Source organism: Pseudidiomarina salinarum (assembly GCF_000753715.1).
Lineage (GTDB): Bacteria > Pseudomonadota > Gammaproteobacteria > Enterobacterales > Alteromonadaceae > Pseudidiomarina > Pseudidiomarina salinarum.
Genome location: NZ_JPER01000006.1, coordinates 62,943 through 84,632, shown reverse-complemented (window position 1 = coordinate 84,632; position 21,690 = coordinate 62,943). Strand labels below are relative to the sequence as shown.

Annotated in this window: 26 protein-coding genes and 1 tRNA gene; 5 read left to right on the top strand and 22 right to left on the bottom strand. The window is 52.3% G+C overall.

The features are described 5' to 3' along the window. Positions 1-7: 7 nt before the first annotated feature. The 8 genes from rplW to IDSA_RS10450 form a co-directional block, all read right to left on the bottom strand. Positions 8-310 carry a 50S ribosomal protein L23 gene (gene rplW / locus IDSA_RS10485; protein ID WP_034776700.1) on the bottom strand — a complete coding sequence of 101 codons (303 nt, stop codon included), beginning with the start codon at positions 308-310 and terminating at the stop codon, positions 8-10. Beyond that, positions 307-912 (bottom strand): 50S ribosomal protein L4, encoded by a 606-nt coding sequence (gene rplD / locus IDSA_RS10480; protein WP_034776698.1) that lies wholly within the window; start codon positions 910-912, stop codon positions 307-309. The genes rplW and rplD overlap by 4 nt, the downstream gene beginning before the upstream one ends. Before the next feature lie 18 nt (positions 913-930). Beyond that, positions 931-1,575, bottom strand: coding sequence for a 50S ribosomal protein L3 (rplC, locus tag IDSA_RS10475; protein WP_034776696.1), 645 nt, complete (start codon positions 1,573-1,575; stop codon positions 931-933). A gap of 38 nt (positions 1,576-1,613) precedes the next feature. Further along, entirely contained in the window at positions 1,614-1,925 is a 312-nt protein-coding gene (gene rpsJ, locus IDSA_RS10470; protein WP_034776694.1) for a 30S ribosomal protein S10, read from the bottom strand. A 245-nt stretch (positions 1,926-2,170) separates the two neighbouring features. Then, positions 2,171-3,358: a dipeptidase gene (locus IDSA_RS10465; RefSeq protein ID WP_415752599.1), complete on the bottom strand. Its 1,188-nt coding sequence runs from the start codon at positions 3,356-3,358 to the stop codon at positions 2,171-2,173. A 223-nt stretch (positions 3,359-3,581) separates the two neighbouring features. After that, positions 3,582-3,857 carry a hypothetical protein gene (locus IDSA_RS10460; protein WP_034776684.1) on the bottom strand — a complete coding sequence of 92 codons (276 nt, stop codon included), beginning with the start codon at positions 3,855-3,857 and terminating at the stop codon, positions 3,582-3,584. A 176-nt stretch (positions 3,858-4,033) separates the two neighbouring features. Then, on the bottom strand, positions 4,034-5,059 hold the full coding sequence (gene dusA / locus IDSA_RS10455; protein WP_034776672.1) for a tRNA dihydrouridine(20/20a) synthase DusA: 1,026 nt from the start codon (positions 5,057-5,059) through the stop codon (positions 4,034-4,036). A 37-nt stretch (positions 5,060-5,096) separates the two neighbouring features. Next, positions 5,097-6,593, bottom strand: a complete 1,497-nt coding sequence (locus IDSA_RS10450) for an amidase (protein WP_051986234.1) — start codon at positions 6,591-6,593, stop codon at positions 5,097-5,099. A 78-nt stretch (positions 6,594-6,671) separates the two neighbouring features. Between IDSA_RS10450 and zur the strand changes: the two genes are divergently transcribed. Then, a complete protein-coding gene (zur, locus tag IDSA_RS10445; protein ID WP_034776670.1) occupies positions 6,672-7,115 on the top strand; it encodes a zinc uptake transcriptional repressor Zur in 444 nt (147 codons plus the stop codon). 24 nt (positions 7,116-7,139) lie between these two features. Here zur and dnaB read toward each other — a convergent pair whose 3' ends face one another. The 11 genes from dnaB to rnr form a co-directional block, all read right to left on the bottom strand. After that, positions 7,140-8,543 carry a replicative DNA helicase gene (gene dnaB, locus IDSA_RS10440; RefSeq protein ID WP_034776667.1) on the bottom strand — a complete coding sequence of 468 codons (1,404 nt, stop codon included), beginning with the start codon at positions 8,541-8,543 and terminating at the stop codon, positions 7,140-7,142. A gap of 114 nt (positions 8,544-8,657) precedes the next feature. Then, positions 8,658-9,608, bottom strand: a complete 951-nt coding sequence (locus IDSA_RS10435; protein WP_034776665.1) for a DUF4097 family beta strand repeat-containing protein — start codon at positions 9,606-9,608, stop codon at positions 8,658-8,660. An 11-nt stretch (positions 9,609-9,619) separates the two neighbouring features. Next, the gene (locus tag IDSA_RS10430; RefSeq protein ID WP_034776663.1) at positions 9,620-10,132 is read right to left on the bottom strand and encodes a hypothetical protein; all 513 of its coding nucleotides are present in this window, start codon (positions 10,130-10,132) and stop codon (positions 9,620-9,622) included. Next, a complete protein-coding gene (locus IDSA_RS10425) occupies positions 10,119-10,682 on the bottom strand; it encodes an RNA polymerase sigma factor (RefSeq protein WP_232221297.1) in 564 nt (187 codons plus the stop codon). Before IDSA_RS10425 ends, IDSA_RS10430 begins: the two co-directional genes overlap by 14 nt. 157 nt (positions 10,683-10,839) lie before the next feature. Beyond that, positions 10,840-11,295, bottom strand: coding sequence for a 50S ribosomal protein L9 (rplI, locus tag IDSA_RS10420; RefSeq protein WP_034776660.1), 456 nt, complete (start codon positions 11,293-11,295; stop codon positions 10,840-10,842). 43 nt (positions 11,296-11,338) lie between these two features. Next, positions 11,339-11,566 carry a 30S ribosomal protein S18 gene (gene rpsR / locus IDSA_RS10415; RefSeq protein WP_034776657.1) on the bottom strand — a complete coding sequence of 76 codons (228 nt, stop codon included), beginning with the start codon at positions 11,564-11,566 and terminating at the stop codon, positions 11,339-11,341. 10 nt (positions 11,567-11,576) lie between these two features. Continuing rightward, complete coding sequence (gene priB / locus IDSA_RS10410) at positions 11,577-11,891, bottom strand: primosomal replication protein N (RefSeq protein ID WP_034776655.1); 315 nt, start codon at positions 11,889-11,891, stop codon at positions 11,577-11,579. A 22-nt stretch (positions 11,892-11,913) separates the two neighbouring features. Further along, complete coding sequence (gene rpsF / locus IDSA_RS10405) at positions 11,914-12,285, bottom strand: 30S ribosomal protein S6 (RefSeq protein WP_034776652.1); 372 nt, start codon at positions 12,283-12,285, stop codon at positions 11,914-11,916. A 143-nt stretch (positions 12,286-12,428) separates the two neighbouring features. After that, positions 12,429-12,908, bottom strand: a complete 480-nt coding sequence (locus IDSA_RS10400; protein ID WP_034776650.1) for a hypothetical protein — start codon at positions 12,906-12,908, stop codon at positions 12,429-12,431. Next, entirely contained in the window at positions 12,905-13,678 is a 774-nt protein-coding gene (rlmB, locus tag IDSA_RS10395) for a 23S rRNA (guanosine(2251)-2'-O)-methyltransferase RlmB (RefSeq protein WP_034776648.1), read from the bottom strand. The genes IDSA_RS10400 and rlmB overlap by 4 nt, the downstream gene beginning before the upstream one ends. Continuing rightward, positions 13,675-16,023, bottom strand: coding sequence for a ribonuclease R (gene rnr, locus IDSA_RS10390; protein WP_034776646.1), 2,349 nt, complete (start codon positions 16,021-16,023; stop codon positions 13,675-13,677). Before rnr ends, rlmB begins: the two co-directional genes overlap by 4 nt. A 139-nt stretch (positions 16,024-16,162) precedes the next feature. Between rnr and IDSA_RS10385 the strand changes: the two genes are divergently transcribed. After that, entirely contained in the window at positions 16,163-16,648 is a 486-nt protein-coding gene (locus tag IDSA_RS10385; protein ID WP_034776644.1) for a DUF2165 domain-containing protein, read from the top strand. 2 nt (positions 16,649-16,650) lie between these two features. Here IDSA_RS10385 and IDSA_RS10380 read toward each other — a convergent pair. Further along, a tRNA-Leu gene (locus IDSA_RS10380) sits at positions 16,651-16,737 on the bottom strand. Positions 16,738-16,883: 146 nt separating this feature from the next. Here IDSA_RS10380 and IDSA_RS10375 point away from each other — a divergent pair. Beyond that, on the top strand, positions 16,884-17,393 hold the full coding sequence (locus IDSA_RS10375; RefSeq protein WP_034776642.1) for an RDD family protein: 510 nt from the start codon (positions 16,884-16,886) through the stop codon (positions 17,391-17,393). 19 nt (positions 17,394-17,412) lie between these two features. Here the strand turns inward: IDSA_RS10375 and lptG are convergent, their stop codons facing one another. Further along, complete coding sequence (gene lptG / locus IDSA_RS10370) at positions 17,413-18,483, bottom strand: LPS export ABC transporter permease LptG (RefSeq protein ID WP_034776640.1); 1,071 nt, start codon at positions 18,481-18,483, stop codon at positions 17,413-17,415. Beyond that, entirely contained in the window at positions 18,483-19,589 is a 1,107-nt protein-coding gene (gene lptF, locus IDSA_RS10365) for an LPS export ABC transporter permease LptF (protein ID WP_198024066.1), read from the bottom strand. The genes lptG and lptF overlap by 1 nt, the downstream gene beginning before the upstream one ends. Before the next feature lie 123 nt (positions 19,590-19,712). On the opposite strand from lptF, the gene pepA reads away from it, so the two are divergent. Continuing rightward, on the top strand, positions 19,713-21,218 hold the full coding sequence (gene pepA / locus IDSA_RS10360) for a leucyl aminopeptidase (protein WP_034776637.1): 1,506 nt from the start codon (positions 19,713-19,715) through the stop codon (positions 21,216-21,218). 1 nt (position 21,219) lies between these two features. After that, positions 21,220-21,675, top strand: coding sequence for a DNA polymerase III subunit chi (locus IDSA_RS10355; protein WP_034776634.1), 456 nt, complete (start codon positions 21,220-21,222; stop codon positions 21,673-21,675). Positions 21,676-21,690 lie beyond the last annotated feature (15 nt).

Sequence of the window (21,690 nt, the reverse complement as noted above, 5' to 3'; positions counted from 1 at the left end):
CCTCCTGTTACTCAGCGCCGCCGACGAAGTCGATGTCCGCACCTTCTTTCAGGGTGACATACGCTTTTTTCCAGTCGCTGCGCTTACCGAAGCGCTGGCCGGTACGTTTGGTTTTGCCTTTTACGTTCACAGTACGAACGCCTTCAACTTCAACTTCAAACAGCTTTTCAACGGCTGCTTTAATTTCAGATTTCTTGGCATTCGTTGCAACTTTGAACACCACGGTGTTCATGTTTTCTGCAGTCATAGTCGACTTTTCAGAAACGTGAGGGGCAAGAATCACTTGGAGCAAACGTTCTTCGCGCATCATGACAATACCTCCTCAAGTTGCTTCACTGCTTCAGCAGTCATCAGAACCTTGTCAAAAGCAATCAGACTAACCGGGTCGATACCCTGTACGTCACGAACGTCAACCTTGTGCAGGTTACGCGATGACAGGAACAGGTTCTCATCAACATCTTTAGTCACGATCAGAACGTCGTTCAGATCCATAGACTTCAGTTTGCTGGCCAGCTCTTTCGTCTTAGGTGAGTCAACACCGAAGCTCTCAACAACGATCAGACGGTCCTGACGAACCAATTCTGACAAAATGCTTTTCAAAGCACCCCGATACATTTTCTTGTTTACTTTCTGTGCGTGGTTTTGTGGTTTCGCTGCGAAAGTTACACCACCACTACGCCAGATTGGGCTACGAATCGTACCAGCACGGGCACGACCAGTACCTTTTTGGCGCCACGGCTTTTTGCCGCCGCCAGATACTTCAGAACGCGTCTTTTGTGCACGGCTTCCCTGACGGGCGCCTGCTGCATAAGCGACTACTACCTGATGAACCAAGGCTTCATTGAACTCACGTCCAAAGGTAGCTTCGGAAACCTCAAGAGCGCCTGTTGCGTCTTTAAATGTTAATTCCATCACCATTCTCCTCAGACGTTACGCCTTTGCCTTGACTGCTGGCTTGATGATGACATCGCCGCCAATAGCACCAGGGACAGCGCCACGAATCAGTAACAAGCCACGCTCTGCGTCTACACGTACTACTTCTAGAGTTTGCACGGTAATTTGCTTGTTACCCATCTGACCTGCCATCTTTTTGCCCTTGAAAACCCGACCCGGAGACTGGTTCTGCCCGATAGAACCCGGCGCACGATGCGACAGCGAGTTACCATGGGTAGCGTCCTGAGTACGGAAATTCCAGCGCTTGATAGCACCTTGAAAACCTTTACCTTTCGAAGTGCCGGTAACGTCTACTTTTTTGGTGTCTGAGAAGAGTTCTACAGTGATTTCAGAACCAACTGAATAATCTTCACCTTCACCGTTCTCCAGGCGAAATTCCCAGAGTCCCCGACCTGCTTCTACACCAGCTTTCGCAAAGTGACCAGCAAGTGGTTTAGTAACGCGGTTAGCTTTTTTCTCGCCTGCTGTTACTTGAAGCGCGCGATACCCGTCTGTTTCCTCAGTTTTAATCTGAGTCACACGGTTTGCATTCACTTCAATCACAGTAACAGGTACAGAAGCGCCGTCTTCCTGGAAGACACGCGTCATTCCTACTTTACGACCGACTAGACCAATAGCCATTGTTAAAACCTCTCGTGTGTAATCCTATTACTGCCCGCTTAACCCAGGCTGATCTGTACATCAACACCAGCTGCCAGATCCAGACGCATTAGCGCGTCTACAGTCTTGTCAGTTGGGTCCATGATGTCGATCAAACGTTTGTGGGTACGGATTTCGTACTGGTCACGCGCGTCTTTGTTTGCGTGCGGAGAAATCAGCACAGTGAAACGTTCTTTGCGCGTAGGCAGTGGGATTGGACCACGTACCTGAGCACCAGTGCGTTTTGCAGTTTCTACGATCTCTGCAGTTGACTGGTCAATCAGACGGTGATCGAACGCTTTCAATCGAATCCGAATTCTTTGATTAGCCATAAAAAATCAAAGCCTCAAAATAAAGAGCATTTAAAAAAGAGCACAGAAAAAAACCTACACCCTGGCACATACCGGGCGAGGTATTTTCAACGAAAATCCATTCAATCCCCTATCGGGACTGCTGTGGCAACCAACTACCAACTGTCAGAACTGTGTTTAAAAAACAGTGAAGTTCAACAATTGTGGCCGCGAATTATACGCTTTCGCGGCCACTTGTCAACGGTTTCGGTAGGATAAAGCGCGGGTTAGTGGTTGGCTGCGTAGTTTTCCGCAGCACGCCACACGCGTATCAGATTCTGATACAGAATCTTTTCGATCTCAGCTTCGTTATAGCCACGATCCAGCAGTCCCTGAATCAGGTTCGGATAGGTTGAAACATCTTTCAGGCCAACTGGCAGCGAATCGCCAACGCCATCGTAGTCAGAACCTATGCCTACATAGTCGATACCAACCAGCTTCACGACGTGGTCAATATGATTAAGCACCTGCTCAAGGGTAGCGTAAGGGTATGGGTTGCTCGCCCGTAACGTGGCGATGCGGGCTTTCGCTTCTTCTGAATCAGCACCCAGTTCTTCGCGAATCTTCTCGGCCTGCTTGGCAATCATGGCATTGTAACGGTTCGCTTGCTGGGTCACGAAGGATGAACCGAAGTTAATCATGATGACGCCACCGTTTTCAGCCAGGCCTTTAATCATTTCGTCGCTCATATTACGCTCAAACCCAGGCGTATACTGACGTAACGATGAATGCGATGCGATCACCGGCACGTTAGTGACTTCCAGCGCCTGCCAGAAGGCCTCATCAGAAACATGAGAGATATCGACCATCACGCCGATGTTATTCATCGCGGTGACCAGTTCTTTACCAAACGGGCTTAAACCATTCCACTGCTTACGAATGTCATAAGACGAATCCGCGATGTGGTTGGATTCAGAATGCGCCAGGGTAATGTAGCGGATGCCACGGTTATAAAATGTGGTCAGGTTATCCAGGTCACCTTCAATTGGCGAGCCGTTTTCCATGCCCATTGCAATTGAAATCAAACCTTTTTCATACTGGGTCATCACGTCATCGACGCTATACGCGATAGCGAACTTATCGGGGGCACGCCAGGCCAGAGCTTCCATACTGTCAATCAGTTCATGGGCAAGCTGATAACTCGCACCCGGAGTCTGCTCCAGATTAGCCGGGATATAAATCGACATGAACGGGACATTGAGGCCGCCAGCTTTAGCGCGGGGGTAATCGAAATCACCACGCTCGGTGGCTACGGTGACGTCTTCCCAGTCTTTTTTCAGACGATAAGGAACGTCAATATGGGTATCAATGATAAGATGTTTCTGCGCCAGTTCATGCGCTCGTTCGCTCGCCTGATAAGGCGGTTTTTGTTCATCTGCAACAGCAACAGTGGTCAGGCTTAAGGCGCCAACCAAACCCAGCAATACCTGCTTTTTCACGATGCAACTTCCTCTTTTAATTGACAACTCTCAACGAGTTTCAGACGAAGTGCAGCCTACCACAACTGCTTCAGCGGGTCATCCGGATTTGCTGCTGCTTATCGCAGCTGAAGCGATAACGACCGTACCTGCAACCAGTGTCCCAAGTACGGGCGCTATCATGATTAGCGTGTACATGAATGGGTTAAGCAGCATCAGCTTAGTCCTCGTTCTTAGTCGTTACCGCTGTATTCAGCGCAGTCAGTTCAACCGCTTCGTCCGCCGGGCTGAAAGCCAGCTTGAGTTCAGCCAGTGTCTGTTGCAACGCATAGCGGGTAGCATTCGCTAATTCAGTTGTCACTGAGCTGGCCTGTTGTGAAAAGGCATCATTCAGATAGCTTCTGGTGCTGCTGTTATCGTCAATGTCAGCCTGGGCAGCGGTACTGCTCAGAGCAAGCGCGGCGGCAACAAAGATAGAGGCAATTTGGGTATTCATGGTAGAGCTCCTGTTTCAGTTACATGGTGGATTACCAGTTAAGTCGACAGGAGTTATGCGAAGGTTGTGCCAGCTTTCAAAACAAAATACTAAGCGATTGATTTTTAATCACATTAATCCGGGTGCCCGCGTTTTATAACGCTACCATTAAGCGATAGGGCGAGCGTCACATGACTTTATGAAGCGGGAGTGGCGAAATTGGCTACATTTTCGGCATATTTGCTACGGGCAATATCGATTTCCGCTAATGCCTGTTCCAGCAATTCGCCGGCGTCGGTCGCTGACGGGCCTTGCTGGCTGAGAACCTGACGCCAGCGCTTGGCGCCGGGAGCGCCCTGGAATAACCCCAGCATATGGCGCACCACATGCCAGCAGCGGCCGCCCTCAGCTACATGCTGGTTAATATAAGGGATCATCAGGCGTACGGCTTCTTCGTCAGTTACCGGCGCGGACTCATCCCCGAAAAACCGATCAAACTGACTCAGGAAAGCCGGATTCTGATAGGCTTCCCGCCCCACCATCACACCATCAACATGTTGCAGGTGCTGCGCGATGTCAGTGATTTGAGTGATACCACCGTTAACCGTAAGGTGTAAATCCGGATAGCGATCCTTCATCCGGTACACCCGCTCATAGTTCAGCGGCGGTACTTCACGGTTCTGTTTCGGACTCAGCCCTTTGAGCCAGGCGGTGCGCGCATGCAGGGTGAAGTGCTCACAGCCGGCTGCGGCTACGGTGTCGATAAACGTCTGCAGAAAGGCATCACTGTCATGCTCGTCAATACCAAGCCGGGTTTTGACCGAAACCCGTATCGGCGCCGCCGCCTGCATTGCCGCCACACACTCAGCGACTGTTTCTGGCGTTGCCATCAGACAAGCACCAAAGCTGCCGCTCTGAACCCGATCAGACGGACAGCCAACATTTATATTTACTTCCTGATAGCCGCGTTCCGCGGCTCTGGCCGTGCACTCAGCCATAGCGGCCGGGTCACTGCCGCCCAATTGTAAAACCAGCGGCTGCTCTGCGGGGTGATACTGGATAAAATCCTGCTTACCGTGAATAAGTGCGCCAGTTGTTACCATTTCAGTGTAAAGCACGGTTTTTTTAGTGAATAACCGATGAAAATACCGGCAATGGCGATCAGTCCAGTCCAGCATAGGGGCTACAGCCAGATAAGGCGACGACAGCTTTGCTCTGTTCATGAGATCGTTATTCACCGGTTAAAAAGGACGCCATAGTCTACTCATCAGGCTCGGTTTTGCAAGTTAAGTCCGGCGCGCGCCGGGCGCTGCTACACTGCTCATAAGCGTAGGCAGCGGCAATAAGCGTGGCTTCTGAACGCGCGGTACCAATAAAGCTGAGACCAACCGGCATTTCATGCACAAAGCCCATAGGCACGGTAATGTGTGGGTAACCTGCCACCGCCGGCGCGCTACTGGCGCTGCCAAGCAGATTATCGCCGTTGATCAGATCAATCTTCCAGGCCGGGCCTGAGGTGGGTGCGATCAGCAAATCCAGCTCATGTTTTTTCAGTAAAGCGTCAATGGTATCGTGCCCGGCAGCCTGCTTGGCACGCTTTACCGCGGCTTCATAGTCTTGCTGGCTTTCCTCGCTGAGCCCCTCGGCCAGGATAAACATTTCCTGGCCGAACCAGGGTAAAATGGCATCTTTGTATTTGCTGTTCGCTAGGATCAGATCTTTCAGCGAGTTAAATCCGGTGTCAGAGGTTTGCGCTAAATAATCGGCGATGTCCTGCCTGAATTCATGAAGCAACAAATCAAACTCATCCCGGGCCCAGCTTAGCCCGGACGGAAAGCGTAAGGCATCAACGAGTGTCGCGCCAGCTTGTTCCAGTAGCGGTAACTGCTGATCAAACAGCGCATCGACCCCGGCATGATAACCGGTCAGCTCACGTACCACGCCAATACGCTTCCCTTGCAGTCCTTGTTCGCTAAGGTAGTCGGTGAAATCGCGGTCATCACTGTAACTGTCGTCATCGCGTTGATCGTTGCCTGCCATTACCTGCAACATATAAACAGCGTCACGAACACTGCGGGCCATCGGACCGGCAGTGTCCTGGCTGCGCGCAATAGGAATAATGCCATCGCGGCTGATTAGCCCACGCGTTGGCTTAATCGCGACAATACCTGTAGTCGAGGCTGGCATGGTCAGCGAGCCGTCGGTTTCGGTGCCGATCGCAAGCGTCACCAGATTCGCGCTTACCGCCACCGCCGAGCCGGAACTTGAACCACAGGTTGAGCGCGTTGGGTCATAGGGATTTTTGGTCTGCCCGCCGAGACTGCTCCAGCCAGAGCTGGAGGCAGTTGACCGGAAGTTGGCCCATTCACTGAGATTGGTTTTACCCAGAATAATCGCACCGGCATCGCGTAGCTGCTTCACCACAAAGGCGTCATCCGGGGCCCGGTGCTCACGCAACAACAATGAGCCGGTGGTCGTCGGCATCCCGTCACCGGTATCAATATTATCTTTGATGGCCACGGGAATGCCGTGCAGAGGCCCCCGCGCCTTACCCTGCTGCCGTTCACGATCGAGCTGGTGCGCCTGCTCCATTAGCAGCTCCGCATCCTGCACCGTGATGAAGGCGTGCAGATTGGCGTCACCGTAGTTGTGGCTGGCGATCTGCTGCAGGTAATAATGGGTGATTTCTGCGGCGCTAAGCTCTCCCTGGTTCATGGCGTCCTGTAACTGGTCGACACCGACCTCACAAAGATTCATAGTGCATCCCTAACTGCTTAACCTATCGCCTATTATAGCAGCCTATCTCATTTTTAAAGGCCGTGGTAAACTAGCGGCATGAACCAAAAAGAAACCCAAAGGCTGGTCGCCAAGGCCGAAAAACTCTGTGAACACCGCGGTGCAAGGCTGACTCCTGCGCGTCGTGAAGTGTTCGAAATTCTGGCCGCCGAAACCGGTGCCATCGGCGCTTATGATTTACTGGATAAGCTCAAGTCAGCTGTGCCTAATGCCAAACCGCCGACGATTTACCGGGCGCTGGACTTTTTGCAGGAACAAGGCTTTGTGCATAAGATCAGTTCATCGAACAGCTACGTGCTGTGCAGCCACTTTGACCATCAACATCCGGTGCAAATGTTGATTTGCGAAGTCTGTGGCTCGGTGCAGGAAATACAGTCTGACGGGGTCTATGATGCGCTGCGCAAGCAGGCTGAAGAACAGGGTTTTAAGGTTGCCAGCCAGACCATAGAAGCCCACGGTCTGTGCCAGCAGTGCGATATCTGAAGCGAGTGCTAAGCACTCGCTGACTCAGTAGCCGTCAGGCTCACTGAGCGCAAGATTGTCAAAGCGCGAGAGATTACCCTGGAACTTCAGTTTCACCGTGCCAATCGGTCCGTTCCGCTGCTTACCAATAATCACCTCAGCAACACCCTGCTCATCTGTTTCCGGGTTATAAACTTCATCCCGGTAAATAAACATGATTACGTCCGCATCCTGCTCGATTGAACCCGACTCCCGCAAATCGGAGTTGATCGGGCGGCGGTTCGAGCGTTGCTCAAGCGAGCGGTTCAACTGCGACAATGCCACAACCGGAATACTCAGCTCTTTCGCGAGCGATTTCAGTGAGCGCGATATTTCAGCAATTTCCAGAGTACGGTTCTCATTATTGCCCGGCACTGTCATTAACTGCAGATAATCCACCATGATCATCGATAAACCGCCAGACTCACGAAACACCCGGCGCGCCCTGGAGCGGACCTCAGTAGGTGTCAGACCCGATGAATCATCGATAAAGATGTTGTTTCGTTCTTTTAAAATATTGATGGTTGAGGCAATGCGCGTCCAGTCTTCATCTTTGAGCTGGCCATTACGGATGCGGGTCTGATCAACATGACTCAGCGAGGCCAGCATCCGCATCATGATTTGCTCGGACGGCATCTCAAGACTAAACACCAGTACCGGTTTGTCATTCTTTAACGCGACGTTTTCACAGAGGTTCATCGCAAAAGTGGTTTTACCCATCGACGGACGAGCCGCAACAATAATCAAATCAGCTGGCTGCAAGCCTGAAGTCATGCGATCCAAATCGTAAAAGCCGCTCGAAATACCGGTGATACCATTTGGATTCTTGCTCCGGCTCAACAGGTCAATACGATCCACCGTACGTTGCAGAATCGGCGCGATCGCCTGCGGCCCTTCGTTCTCATTGGTCCGCTTTTCGGCTATCTTAAATACTTTACTCTCCGCCAGATCAAGCAACTCGGAACTGGTACGGTTCTGGGTATCGAAACCCGACTCAGCAATTTCGTTGGCCACGGCAATCATTTCACGCACTACCGCACGTTCACGTACGATTTGCGCATAAGCTCTGATATTGGCTGCACTGGGTGTGTTTTTAGCGATCTCGCCCAGATACGCGAAGCCACCAACGTCCTGCAGTTCACCGGTAGTTTCCAGCGTCTCCGATACCGTCACCAAATCAATTGGCAGATTGCGCTCAGACAGGTGGTGCATGGCCTGAAATATCAGGCGGTGCCCGCGATGGTAAAAATCATCGCCAATTAATTCGCCGGCGATAGTATCCCACGCCTGATTATCAAGCATCAGACCGCCGAGCACTGACTGTTCAGCTTCAATCGAATGCGGTGGTGTCTTTATTGCGTCAAGTTTAGCGTCTCGGCGCACTTGCTTTTCCGGGCGATTTGCAGGCATTTAAATCTCAAAGTTGGGGTAAATAATCTGTTGGCTGCAGTGACTATACAAAAGGATGTCGCGGGAGGGAAGCGGAACACAGGGTGTTCCGCTTAAACTTCTGATTTAGCGTGATTAATTTCGTAGGTGAATATCGCCACTGACTGTGGTCAGGCGCACCGAGGCGCTACCATCGCCCAGCTGAAAGCTGATACTCTCGCCCGGTCCGAAGCGCGGCCGCTGCGGCTGGTCATCGGTCAGCCGGTTATGAATGCTGCCGCCGGCGTTTGCTTCGGCATCAATCTCAGCATTAAGCGTACCTGTAAAAGTGAAGTTCATCTCGCCGCTAACTGAGCTGGCTCTGACCTGAGCGCGCGGCAGCAGTTCCAGCCGTGTCTGCAGATCGCCACTGACCGTATTGACCTTAAGATTATCGACCGTCCCGACATTCAGGTTAAGATCACCGGATACGGTTTCAGCATGCACTTTGGCCGCTTTTGAGAAGCCTTTGATATCACCACTCACCGCCTGATAGCTTAGTTCATCGCTGCTGGCATCGGCATCGTCAATATCGCCACTGACGGTCTTCAGCTCCACCGAGCCACCGAGTTCGCGACTAAATATATCACCGCTTACCGAATTGAGTATAACGCCACCAGTGACGTTACGGACATCCAGGTCACCGCTTACGGTGCGTACCTTGGTACCGCCGTCAATACGGCTAACAGTGAAGTCACTGGAAACGCCCTTAACATCAAGGGATACACCATGGGGCAAACGAATGGTCAGATCAGAGCCATCGTTATCGTTATAACTGCCCCGTTTTGGCATTTTTACTTTAATCGTCAGGGTGTCGCCACTCAGCGCAAAGATAAAATCTTCGGCGTGCTTATCCAGGGTACCCGTTACGGTCGCCTGATTCTCGTCCCAGCCGGAAACTTCCACTTTGCCGCGCATATTATCGATTACCACCCGGGTGTCGGCGCTGATAGTCATTTGCTCATCGATCTCGCGCCCTTGCGCCAGCACTAAGGTAGGGAGTAACGTCAGGGAAATCCCCAATAATTTAATCGTCTGTATATTCATGTCTTACTCCTTCAGGCTTGCTGCCATTTTGGTGTCGTTTCGTAACTGGTTCGGATTAGGTTTAATTCCTGCTGATGCACCCACTGCAACAGATCCCACAACGCTTGATTATTTGGATCCTGCTTCAACTGCGCAGTTATCTGCCGGGCCGCTTCACGCAGCTCCACTAATTCGGGTTCAAGCTGCTCAAGGTCACGCGATAAGCCAGCCTGCTCGTAACTTGTCAGCATCATGTCACGCTGCTGCTGATGCTGGGTCGTTAAGGTATTAACCAACTGGTAGATCCCTTGCTGTTGCTGCGGTTCCATCTGGATGGCCGTCATCACCCCTACGGCCACCACCATGCTTGCAGCACTGGCCCAGACCCAGTTTAACCAGCGGCCCGAACCTTGCTGCTGACGCGTCAGGCTATGTTCAATGCCCCGCCATAGATCCGTTGGGGGCGTTCTTTCCCCATCCTGCTTCATAGCATCAGCGATCAATTCATCTAATTTCTTTGCTGCGTCGGTTTTATTGGCTGTCATGGCTTAACCACCCCTCAAGTAAACTTCTGGCCCGGTGTACCTGGGCCTTACTGGTACCTACTGCAATTCCCAGCTCTTTCGCAATATCTTCGTGCCGCATTCCTTCAAGGCAGTGTAGAACAAACACCCAGCGCGTCTGCGGCGGCAACCGGCTAATCAGCACATCCAGCTCGGTCAGATCAGCACTATCCTGATGCACCAGCTCCTGTTGATAGCTATCGTCATCACTAAAGCTTAAGCGCTTAAACCAGCGCCGGTGCTTACGTAACTCGGTAATGGCAACCCGCGTTGCTACCGTATGCAGCCAGGTACTGAACTTGCTCTCCCCGCGAAAGCTGCGCAGGTTATTCCAGAGCTGAATAAATACATCCTGCGTCAGGTCCTGCGCCGTTTCGACATCGCCCGCCAGCCGCAGCACCAGTCCGTAGACCCGCCGGTGGTGGATCTCGAACAGCCGCTGAAAGGCCTTTACGTCGCCGGCGGCGGCTTGCCGGACCAATGCCTGGTCCGGATCGTCAAACGCGGCGGATGTTAAAATCGCTGCTGTCACTGGGTGTCCTTGTTATTAGTCAGATACAGCTTAAATCATGTTGTTGCAGTATAAGAGTAAGCTCAGTGCCCGATGGTTTACATCGATGGTAAATTTTATTCAAAAAAAAAGCTGCCCGAAGGCAGCTTTTCTATCACAAATACAGTGAACTTAATGCTTAGTCTTCCGACGGCACAACTTTCACAGTAATTTTCGCGAATACGTCGGCATGCAGATGCAGTTCGATTTCGTATTCACCAACTTCACGTAAAGTGCCGTGAGGCATGATAACTTCGCTCTTATTGACTTCAACGCCGGCAGCAGAAACTGCTTCAGCGATATCACGAGTACCAATAGAACCGAAGAGTTTACCTTCGTCACCAGCTTTTGAGCTGATTACGATAGCACTTAAGGCTTCAACTTTCGCTGCGCGGTCCTGAGCGGCTGCCAGATCACCGGCAATTTTCGCTTCAAGTTCAGCACGACGCTCTTCAAACTTTTGCTTGTTCGCTTCGGTTGCAGGAACTGCTTTACCTTGCGGGAACAAAAAGTTACGTGCGTAGCCAGACTTCACTGCAACCTGGTCACCCAGGCCGCCTAAGTTGGCGACTTTGTCTAATAGAATAATTTCCATTGTTCGCTACCTCTGATTTCTTAAAATCGTTCGCAACGCTGGCTTACTGATGTGAATCAGTATAAGGCAGCAGTGACAAATAACGGGCACGCTTAATAGCCCGCGCCAATTGCCGCTGATACTTCGCAGAAGTACCGGTAATACGGCTAGGAACGATCTTGCCACTCTCAGTAATGTAGTTTTTCAGGCAAGCGATATCTTTATAATCAATTTCTTTAACGCCTTCTGCTTTAAAACGGCAGAATTTACGGCGACGGAAAAAACGAGCCATGATGGTCTCCTCAAATCTTCACAAGTTGCTGGGCATGTAGTACCAGTTTAGCTAAACCGTTTTTATCTTCCTGACGGTTCAAAAATCCGGTTACCTGTACTGCACTTCCAACGGCTAATTCAGTTGCCCACTGCGGCGCTTCGTTACCACTTAATACCACCTGTATGCGAACATAACTGCGGCGGGGTAATCCGGCTTCGAGCTGCTCCGAAACATGTTCCAGAACAAATCTCAGGTGGCTGATGCCAGCCGGACTGCGAGTCAATTGCGGCGGCTTCGTAAGCTGACCGCTGATGATAAATTGATTCTGCAGCGTTTCCACAATGGATGGACGTTACGTCGCCAGCTTACGCCGCGTCGCTGTCGTCCTGCTCTTCGTGACGGCTGTCGCCTTTGCGCTCTTCTTTCTTGGTAAATACCGAGGGTTCAGAGACAGCTTCCTTCGTACGCATAATCATGTTGCGCAGAACGGCATCGTTGTAACGGAAAGCAGTTTCCAGCTCTTCGACAACTTCAGCAGACGCTTCGATGTTCATCAGTACGTAGTGTGCTTTGTGCAACTTGTTGATTGGGTAAGCCAGTTGACGACGGCCCCAGTCTTCCAGACGATGAATAGTACCTTCGCCCTGTTTGATCGTTTCGCTGTAACGCTCGATCATACCCGGGACTTGCTCGCTCTGGTCCGGATGGACCATGAATACGATTTCATAATGACGCATTTCTGCTCCTTATGGTTCATAGCTACTGTCCGGCTCAGTCACACCCTCAGCAGCAAGGAACGCTTTTGGTTTTTAGTTTAAAAACTTCAGACTGATTTAAGCGGCGGGAGTGTAACCGAACTTGGCCTGAATCACAAGCCAAATCACTGCTTTTGTGCTGATGCAGCCTCGCCCGACTCGACCAGATCGATAAGAACTTTAACGAATTGCGCCGGTAGGGCTCCGGAAGCCTCCGCTGGGCCCTGCACTTTAAAGCGCTGTTCGCTGCGGGTATCGGTATCAGCGATAGTTTCCATCAGCGGTGCAGTCAGCTCGCCGTGAATAACCAATTGGCCGGGCTGGCTCAGGGTCACGTCAAGCCGCCATATATAAGGCTCGGTGGAGTCAATAATTCGCCATTCATGGCGTTGCTCAAGGCGCTGCTGAAGATCGAACTGCAGATTGTTCAGTAGCTCTGAGTCGGCGTCTTCAAGTGCGTAGGTGACATACAGCTGAGGCTTATTAGAACGTTGCTCCGGCAGCAAGGATCCAGTCGGCAACCAGGCCAGTGCCAGCATCAGCATAATTACCGCGACCAGAATTACCGGCCGCCAGCGCAGCCCGCCAAGCCTTGGTATAATCATTGCTTAAGCACCTGAGCACCCTGCTGCTGCGCCAGGCGCTGGCGGACGACTTCATAAAGACAGACACCGGTTGCCACAGATACATTCAGGCTACTGACGGTCCCTAACAGAGGGATTTTGATTAATTCATCGCAGGTCTCACGGGTCAGGCGGCGCATACCGTCGCCCTCGGCGCCCATAACAATGGCGGTCGGCCCCTGATAATCAACCTGGTAGACACTTTTTGTGGCTTCACCGGCGGTGCCGATAATCCATACGTGCAGGTCCTGCAAATCACGCAGCGCGCGGGCCAGATTGGTGACCTGTACCAGTGGTACGGTTTCCGCCGCGCCACTGGCAACTTTTCTGACGGTGGGATTCACCGATGCTGATTTATCCTTAGGAACAATCACTGCCGTTACTCCGGCTGCGTCAGCTGTGCGCAAGCAGGCGCCCAGATTGTGCGGATCGGTAATACCGTCAAGGATCAGGAATAAAGTCCGGTCACCGGCTTGTTCAACTAAGCCAGGCAGATCATTTTCGGTGAGTTGCGGAGCTTCCAGCGCGGTCACCACAATGCCTTGGTGATTGCCGCCTTCAGCGCGTTTATCAAGCGTGGCCTTGGGCACAAACTGTGGCCGTACACCCAGCCGCTGCGCTTGTTGTATCAGTTCCTGCACCGCGGTGTCCTGCCGCTCACGGGTGGCATAGACTTCAACTAAGCGCTCCGGATGCTGATCCAGTAAAGCCCGAACTGAATGTAGACCAAAAATACTGATTTTCTTACTCATGTGCTCTTTTTCTTCGCTGCTGGCTTGCCACTCTTACCGCGCTTCCCGCCTTTTCTGGGCGCGCCGCGTTTCCCTCTACTGTCGCCGCTTTTCTTCTTGCCGTCTTTCTTGTCGCCTTTGTCAGAACTATCAGGCTCCGCCAGGCGCTCTTTGCCGGAAGGACTTTCCGCAGCGAGTAAAGTCAGATCGATTTTCCGCTCATCAAGATTGACCGAACGCACCTTCACTTTTACTTTATCGCCCAGACGATAGACCCGGCGGCTGTTCTCGCCGATCAGTAAATGGCGTTCGTTGTCATATTTGTAGTAGTCATTATCGAGATTGCTGATGTGCACCAGGCCGTCAATCTGCATATCGTCGATGCGGACAAAAAGACCAAAACTGGTAACTGAAGCAATCACGCCGGTGAACTCGCTACCTACGTGATCCTGCATGTATTCACACTTCAGCCAGTCGGCCACCTGACGGGTGGCGTCATCCGCACGCCGTTCGGTAGTCGAACAATGCTCACCCAGTTGATCCAGCTGATCGCTCGGATAAGTCCAGGCGCCAGCTAAAGCTGCGGCATCACCATCCTGCTTTTTCACCAGCGCTTTAATCGCGCGATGCAGAATTAAGTCCGGATAACGGCGAATTGGTGACGTAAAGTGCGCGTACTCGTCCAGTGCCAGACCGAAATGTCCCGCGTTGTCCGGGCTATAAACCGCCTGCTGCATAGAACGCAGCAACATGGTCTGAATTAATTCGGCATCAGGTCGATCCACTACCTGTTCGAGCACATCCGCGTAATCCTGCGGGCTCGGCTCTTCGCCACCTTTCATGGTGATACCCAGCTCCGCCAGAAAGGTGCGGAAAGCTTTACGCCGTTCGTCTGAAGGCGGTTCGTGGATCCGGAATAATGCGCCAACTTCTTCATGTTCTTCAATAAAGCGGGCGGTCGCCACGTTCGCCATAATCATGCATTCTTCAATGATGGTATGGGCAACATTCCGACGTACCGGCTCAATCCGCTCGATTTTACGCTGCGCATTGAAAATAAAGCGGGTTTCCAGAGTTTCAAATTCAATTGCCGCCCGTTGCTTGCGGGCTTTTTTCAGCACCCGGAACAAGGCATGCAGATTTTCGATAGTGGTAAGCACCCGGGAATAATCTTCCCGCAACTTAGCATCGCCATCCAGAATCGCCGCTACCTTGGTGTAAGTTAAGCGCGCGTGGGATTTCATTACCGCCGGATAAAACTTAGCTTTACCCAGTTTGCCTTTGGCTGAGATGTGCATCTCAGCGACCATGCACAAACGATCGACATCAGGGTTAAGCGAACATAAGCCGTTCGACAGTTTCTCTGGCAGCATGGGCACAACATAATTCGGGAAATAAACTGAGTTGCCCCGCTCGAGCGCATCTTTATCCAGCGCCGTATTCGGCCGTACGTAATAACTTACATCAGCGATCGCAACCCAGAGCCGCCAGCCATCGCCATCCGGTTCGGCGTGAACAGCGTCATCAAAATCCCGTGAATCTTCGCCGTCTATGGTAATAAGAGGCAGATCCCGCAGATCCTTGCGCCCTTCGTAGGCTTCTTCAGGCACCACTTCGCTGTAGCGGGTCATTTCCTGGTCGGTCGCTTTTGACCATTCGGTAGGAATGTCATGCTCACGAATCGCAATGTCAATTTCCATACCCGGCGCCATGTGGTCACCCAGTACTTCAATGACTTCACCTATGGGGCTGGTGCGGCGGTTCGGTCGGCGGGTAATGCGGACCATGACGATCTGACCATGGCGGGCTCCGCCTTTATCGGCTTCAGGAATAAGAATATCCTGACTCAGCCGGCTATCATCAGGAACCACCATGCCAATATCATGGTCAACAAAATAACGGCCAACGATGTCGCTGTCGTTCGGCTCGATAACGCGGACGATACGGCCTTCACGGCGGCCCTTGGAGTCCGTGCCATGTTCCTGCACCAACACCCGGTCACCATGCAATACACTGTACATCTGATGATGAGGGATGAACAAATCATCACCGCCATCCTCTGGCTTACAAAAACCAAAGCCGTCCCGGTGGCCAATAATACGGCCCTTAATCAGGTTCATCCGATCAGGCAGGCCATAAGCGTTGGCTTTGGTATAAATCAGTTGACCATCCCGCTCCATAGCGCGCAGACGACGTTTCAGCCCGATCAGCTGACGTTCATCCTGTAAATCAAAGCGCTCAACCAGCTCCTCAAACGTTATGGGCTTCAGGCGAGCGGTCACCGCTTCGAGCAGCTCTTCACGTGATGGAATTTCAACCTCGTATTCAGGTTGTTCGTTGGTATCTGGTTTAGTCGGTTCTGTCATAAATCCTCAATGGCTTTACAACACCCCATTGTGTTGTTTTCATTAGCACTAATAATAACAGAAATTCGAGTTAATGCCTTTTTGATTCATGCACTATATACTGACCTGGTCAAATAATAACCAAAACAAGGGGCAGGTCATGGGCATACGTTATATTAAGATTATTCTGGTCACTTTTGTGGGACTTCAGGGATGGTTGTATGTCGCTGGCAACATTGCCAACTGGGATGCGGCGATAGCAGCCATTGGCTATGTACTTAGCATGGCTGACCATCAGGTTTATAGCACCGCAATTTTTCCCGCGGTAACGAGCCCGGCTTTGGTCACCGCGGCATTTTTGATCGTCCTGGCCGGCGAATTCCTGGTTGGCGCTTTCTCTCTGAAAGGCGCATGGGATTTATGGAAAGTGCGCAACGCCAGTGCTGACGTGTTTAACGGGGCCAAGACATTTGCCCTCATGGGCCCGGGCATGGCTATGGTCGTCTGGTTTGGCGGTTTCATCGTTATCGGCGGGGCGCTGTTTCAGATGTGGCAAACGCAAGTGGGCGGAAATTCTTTCAATGGCGCCTTCACTTATGCCATAACGAGTGGATTAGTCATGCTTATTGTGTCTGTCAGAGACTAAGATGGTGCCGAAGGGGGGACTTGAACCCCCACGCTGTTACCAGCGGCGGATTTTGAATCCGCTGCGTCTACCGATTCCGCCACTTCGGCAAAAAGATAAGGAATAACCGGGTAAACTTTGTGGGACGCATTATACGCATGCACAACGCCCAATCAAGAAAATTATTTGTTCTGAATCCTGGCGTTAAATTGGGTATGATACCGCGCAATTTCATCAGTTTTTTTGAGAGACCCCCATGGCGAACCCATCGCAGACACTTCATGCCAGTTTCCCCAGCGCCAGCTTCACCCGACGTCTGGCCGCCTGGGTTTATGATCTGTTGGTTGCTACCGCCATCGTCATGCTGGCGTCTGCCCTGGCGCTTGGCTTCACCGCCCTGCTCACGGCCGCTGGTATTATCACCTTGCAGGGCGATATGGACCACGCTGGCTGGCTGACGAGTCAACCCCTTTATCAGGTCTACCTGGTACTGGTGGTGGCGTTATTTTTTGGCTGGTTCTGGTGGCGTAGCGGGCAGACTATAGGTATGCGGGCCTGGCGGCTGAAAGTACAGCAACGGGACGGCAGCCGGATCACGCCGCGGCAGGCGGTGATCCGAATGGTCACTGCGCTGTTCGGCTTGGGTAACCTATGGGTGCTGGTTGATTTTAAAAACCGCCGGGCCTGGCATGATTATGCCGCCGGCACTGAACTGGTTACCCTCTCCAAAGAAGCCAATCAGCTGTATTACTGGAAAGAACTCTAGTTAGCAGCAGCCTGAGCAATCAGGCTCCCCGCCTTCGCATCATCCAGATCGCTGCGCTGGCGAACAGCAGGCTTGGTAATAATGCCCCCAGTACCGGTGGCATTTGATAGACCTGCGCCAGCGGGCCAAAAATTTCATTACTGACGTGAAAGCTAAAGCCGGTAATTACTCCCAGCAAAATACGAGCGCCCATGGTGGTAGAACGTAACGGCCCGAAGATAAACGACAGTGCAACCAGCAGCATCACGGCCACAGTAACCGGCGCCAGCACCTTACGCCACAGGGCCAGCTCGTAACGTTCAGCCGCCTGCTGGTTAGCGTCAAGGTAGTCAAGATAATCAACCAACCCGCGGATGGACAGTGACTCTGGTTTTACCGTCACCACCCCAAGCTTGTCCGGAGTCAGCGAGGAGGTCCAGACCCATTGCGGGAGCTGTCGGCGATCAATTTGCTCCGGCCTGTGCGTGGTAATAGTCACCTGGCTCAGCAACCAGCGGTCGTTACGATACACCGCCGTCTGCCCTTGCACGACTGAATCCAGAATACGCTCCGCATCAAAGCGGTAAATCGTTATATTTCCTAAGCGTCCGGTATCCTCAACTTCGCCAATATTTACAAAGTGATTGCCATCTTTGGCCCAGACACCCTGCTGAGCGGAGATCAGGCTGCCGCCGGAAATCGCTGTTGCCCGCAGCTCGCGGCCTTTCGCTTCCAGTTGCGGCGCTATCCATTCACCCATTGCCATTACGGCCAGCATCATAATAACGGCGGCTTTCATCACAGAGCCGACAATATTAAGCCGCGAGCGCCCGGACGCCAGCATAACCACCAGCTCAGAATTACTGGCCAGCATCCCCATGCCAATCAGGCCACCGAGCAGAGCCGCCATCGGAAAGAACACTTCGATATCGCGCGGCAAGCTGTAAAGAACAAACAAGCCGGCTTCAGCTACCGAATAGGTGCCCTTGCCTACCGAACGCAGCTGTTCGACAAAACGGATAAGGCTCGACAGGCCACTAAGCACCGCCAGGCTGAGCAGCGAGGTATTCAGTACGGTGCGGGCAATATAGCGATCAAGAATAGTAAACATCAGCTATTCCTCCGCAGCCGGGCGAGCAATCTGAGCCCCGTTGGCCGCCCCTTAAATATCAGTATTACCCCAAACAAGATCAGCAGCCCGTGAATCCACCAAAGCCCTATGGCCGGCGGTATCAGGCCATCAGCCACGGCGGAGCGGGCGGTCATCAGCAATAAAAAATAACCCAGGTAAATCAGTAACGCCGGTGCCATCCTGGCAAACTTGCCCTGCCGCGGATTGACCCGGCTTAATGGCACGGCAATAAGTGTCAGTAATGGCATCGCCAGCGGAATGGCGAGCCGCCATTGCCACTCAGCATGGGCTTCAGGATTATCCTCATACCATAGTTCGGCAGTGCTGTAGGCTTCCAGCTTGCGGATATACTCAGAGCTTTCCTGCTCTTTGATCTGTAACCTGTAACTGGCAAATTCCATCACCTGATACTCGTTATTACTACGATCAGATGCGTAACGGGTACCATTGTTAAGTACCAGCGTCTGTGAGCCGGTTTCACTGGCGATAACATTACCGGTGTCGGCCATCACCACGCTGCCACCGGCAACCTGGTTGTCTTCGTCCAACAGTGACTGGGCCACGAATACTTCGTCCAGTTCGCCGGTTTCGGTCAGCCCTTGTACAAATATCACCGCCTTACGGTTGCTGGCCTGCTGGAAGCGACCGGGAATAATGACACTCAACCCGGTATCGCTGCGCGCACGCTCTTCCACCTGACGTTCCTGCTCCAGTGACCAGGGTACCAGCCATAGTGTTAATGCTGCCGTTACCAGTGCCAGAATAACCGCGACCACCAGGGTAACCCTGGCAACGTACCATTCGCTCACCCCACAGGCGTGCAGTACGGTCATTTCGTTATCCGCATAGATTCGGCCATGGGCCAGCAGGATGCCCAGGAACAGGCTCAGAGGAAGGATTAGCGCAGCCAGCGCGGGCAGATTAAGCCCTAAGAGTTTAATGACTAAATCACCGGGTATTTCGCCCGCTGAAGCGTCTGCCAGCACCCGAATGAATTTTTGGCTGATAAAAATGGTCATCAAAACCACCAGTACGGCGATTTGTGATTTAAATGTTTCTCGCATCAAATAGCGAAATATGCGCACTGGTAACCACTCTTAACGTTGCTTTTTGCTGGAAATACGGCGATTTTTCAGTAAACTTGTCGTTTTCACAAGAATTATTCTATGGCAGCCCCAAGCTGTCAACCGCCGAAAACGGGAGTACGTATGGAGTTCAGTGTCAAAAGTGGAAGTCCGGAGAAACAACGTTCGGCCTGTATCGTCGTTGGCGTGTTTGAACCCCGCCGTTTGTCCGGCGTTGCCGAACAACTTGATAAAGTAAGCGAAGGCTACCTGAGCAACCTTCTGCGCCGCGGTGATCTGGAAGGTAAAGCCGGCCAGATGCTGTTGTTGCACCATGTTCCAAATATCCTCAGCGAACGGGTTTTGCTTGTCGGCTGCGGTAAAGAACGTGAACTTGACGAACGACAGTATAAACAAATTATAGAAAAAACCATTAATACATTGAACGAAACCGGTTCAATGGAAGCTGTATGCTTTCTCAGCGAGCTGCACGTGAAAGGCCGCGACACCTATTGGAAGGTCCGGCAGGCTGTGGAAGCAGCGCAAGCCGGCCTGTATTGTTTCAATCAATTAAAAACCCGCAAAGAAGAACCGCGCCGTCCGCTGCGTAAACTGGTTTTCAACGTGCCGACGCGGCGTGAACTGCCGCTGGGCGAAAAAGCTATTCAGCATGGTATGGCGATTTCTAAAGGCGTTACCAGCTGCCGCGATGTGGCCAATATGCCGCCCAATATCTGCACCCCCCGCTACCTTGCCGAGCAGGCTGAAGCACTGGCGGCACAGCACGATAATATGACATTCACTGCGATAACCGAGCAGGAAATGGCAGAAAAAGGCATGAATGCCTACCTGGCGGTGGGCCGGGGTTCGGATAACGAGTCGGTGCTTACGCTACTGAACTACCGTGGTGGCGCTGATGATCAGGCGCCGGTGGTATTAGTCGGCAAAGGCCTGACCTTTGATTCCGGTGGCATTTCCATTAAGCCCTCGGCGAACATGGACGAAATGAAGTACGACATGGGTGGCGCTGCGGCAGTGCTTGGTACCATGCAAGCCATCGCTGAACTCAATTTACCGATTAATGTCATTGGCGCTATCGCCGGCTGCGAGAATATGGTCGACGGCAAAGCCTACCGCCCCGGCGATATTCTCAAGACCATGAGCGGACAGACAGTTGAAGTCATGAACACAGATGCCGAAGGTCGCCTGGTACTTTGTGATACCCTCACCTATGTCGAGCGGTTTGAGCCGGACACCGTGGTGGATATAGCTACCCTGACCGGCGCCTGTATTATCGCACTGGGAAATCATGCCAGCGGCCTGATGAGTACGCACAACCCACTTGCTCATGAACTGATTAACGCCTCAGAGCAAAGCGGCGATCGCGCCTGGCGCCTGCCATTATGGGATGAGTATCAGGACGCTTTAGACAGCCCCTTTGCCGACATGACCAATCTGGGTGGGCGTGAAGCTGGCACTATTACAGCGGCCTGTTTCTTGTCGCGCTTCACCAAGAAATATAACTGGGCGCATCTGGATGTTGCCGGCACCGCCTGGCGCAGTGGCGCCAAAAAAGGCGCGACCGGACGACCGGTTCCGCTGCTCACGCAGTTTCTGATCAACAGAACGCAAAACAGTACACAGGATTAATATGGCGCAAGGCATCTTTTATGTGCTGGACGGGCTCGATGATGATCAGCAGCTCAGCTTATTCTGTGACCAGATTGCTCAGCGCTGGCGTGAACAGCGCAGTGTGCGGGTCTGGTGCCGGGATCAGCTGCAGGCTGAGCAACTGGACGAGGCGCTCTGGCAGCAACCGGTAGATGCCTTCGTGCCACATAATATCTATGGTGAAGGTCCGCCCCAGGGCGCTCCGGTTGAAATTTGCTGGGCTGGCAATGATGCGCCGGCACGGCGCACTGCAGTGGTGGTGAATCTGATGGACGAGCTACCGCCGTTGCAGGGTGTGCGACTTATTATCGACCGGGTTCCGTCCGCTGAAACAGAGCGCCAGCAGGCCCGGGAACGTTACAAATCCTATCGCAGTCAACGCATTGAACTTCAAACTATCAATGCCGCCGAGCTGACATCCAATTCAGAAAAGTAGAACGAAGTGAAGGTT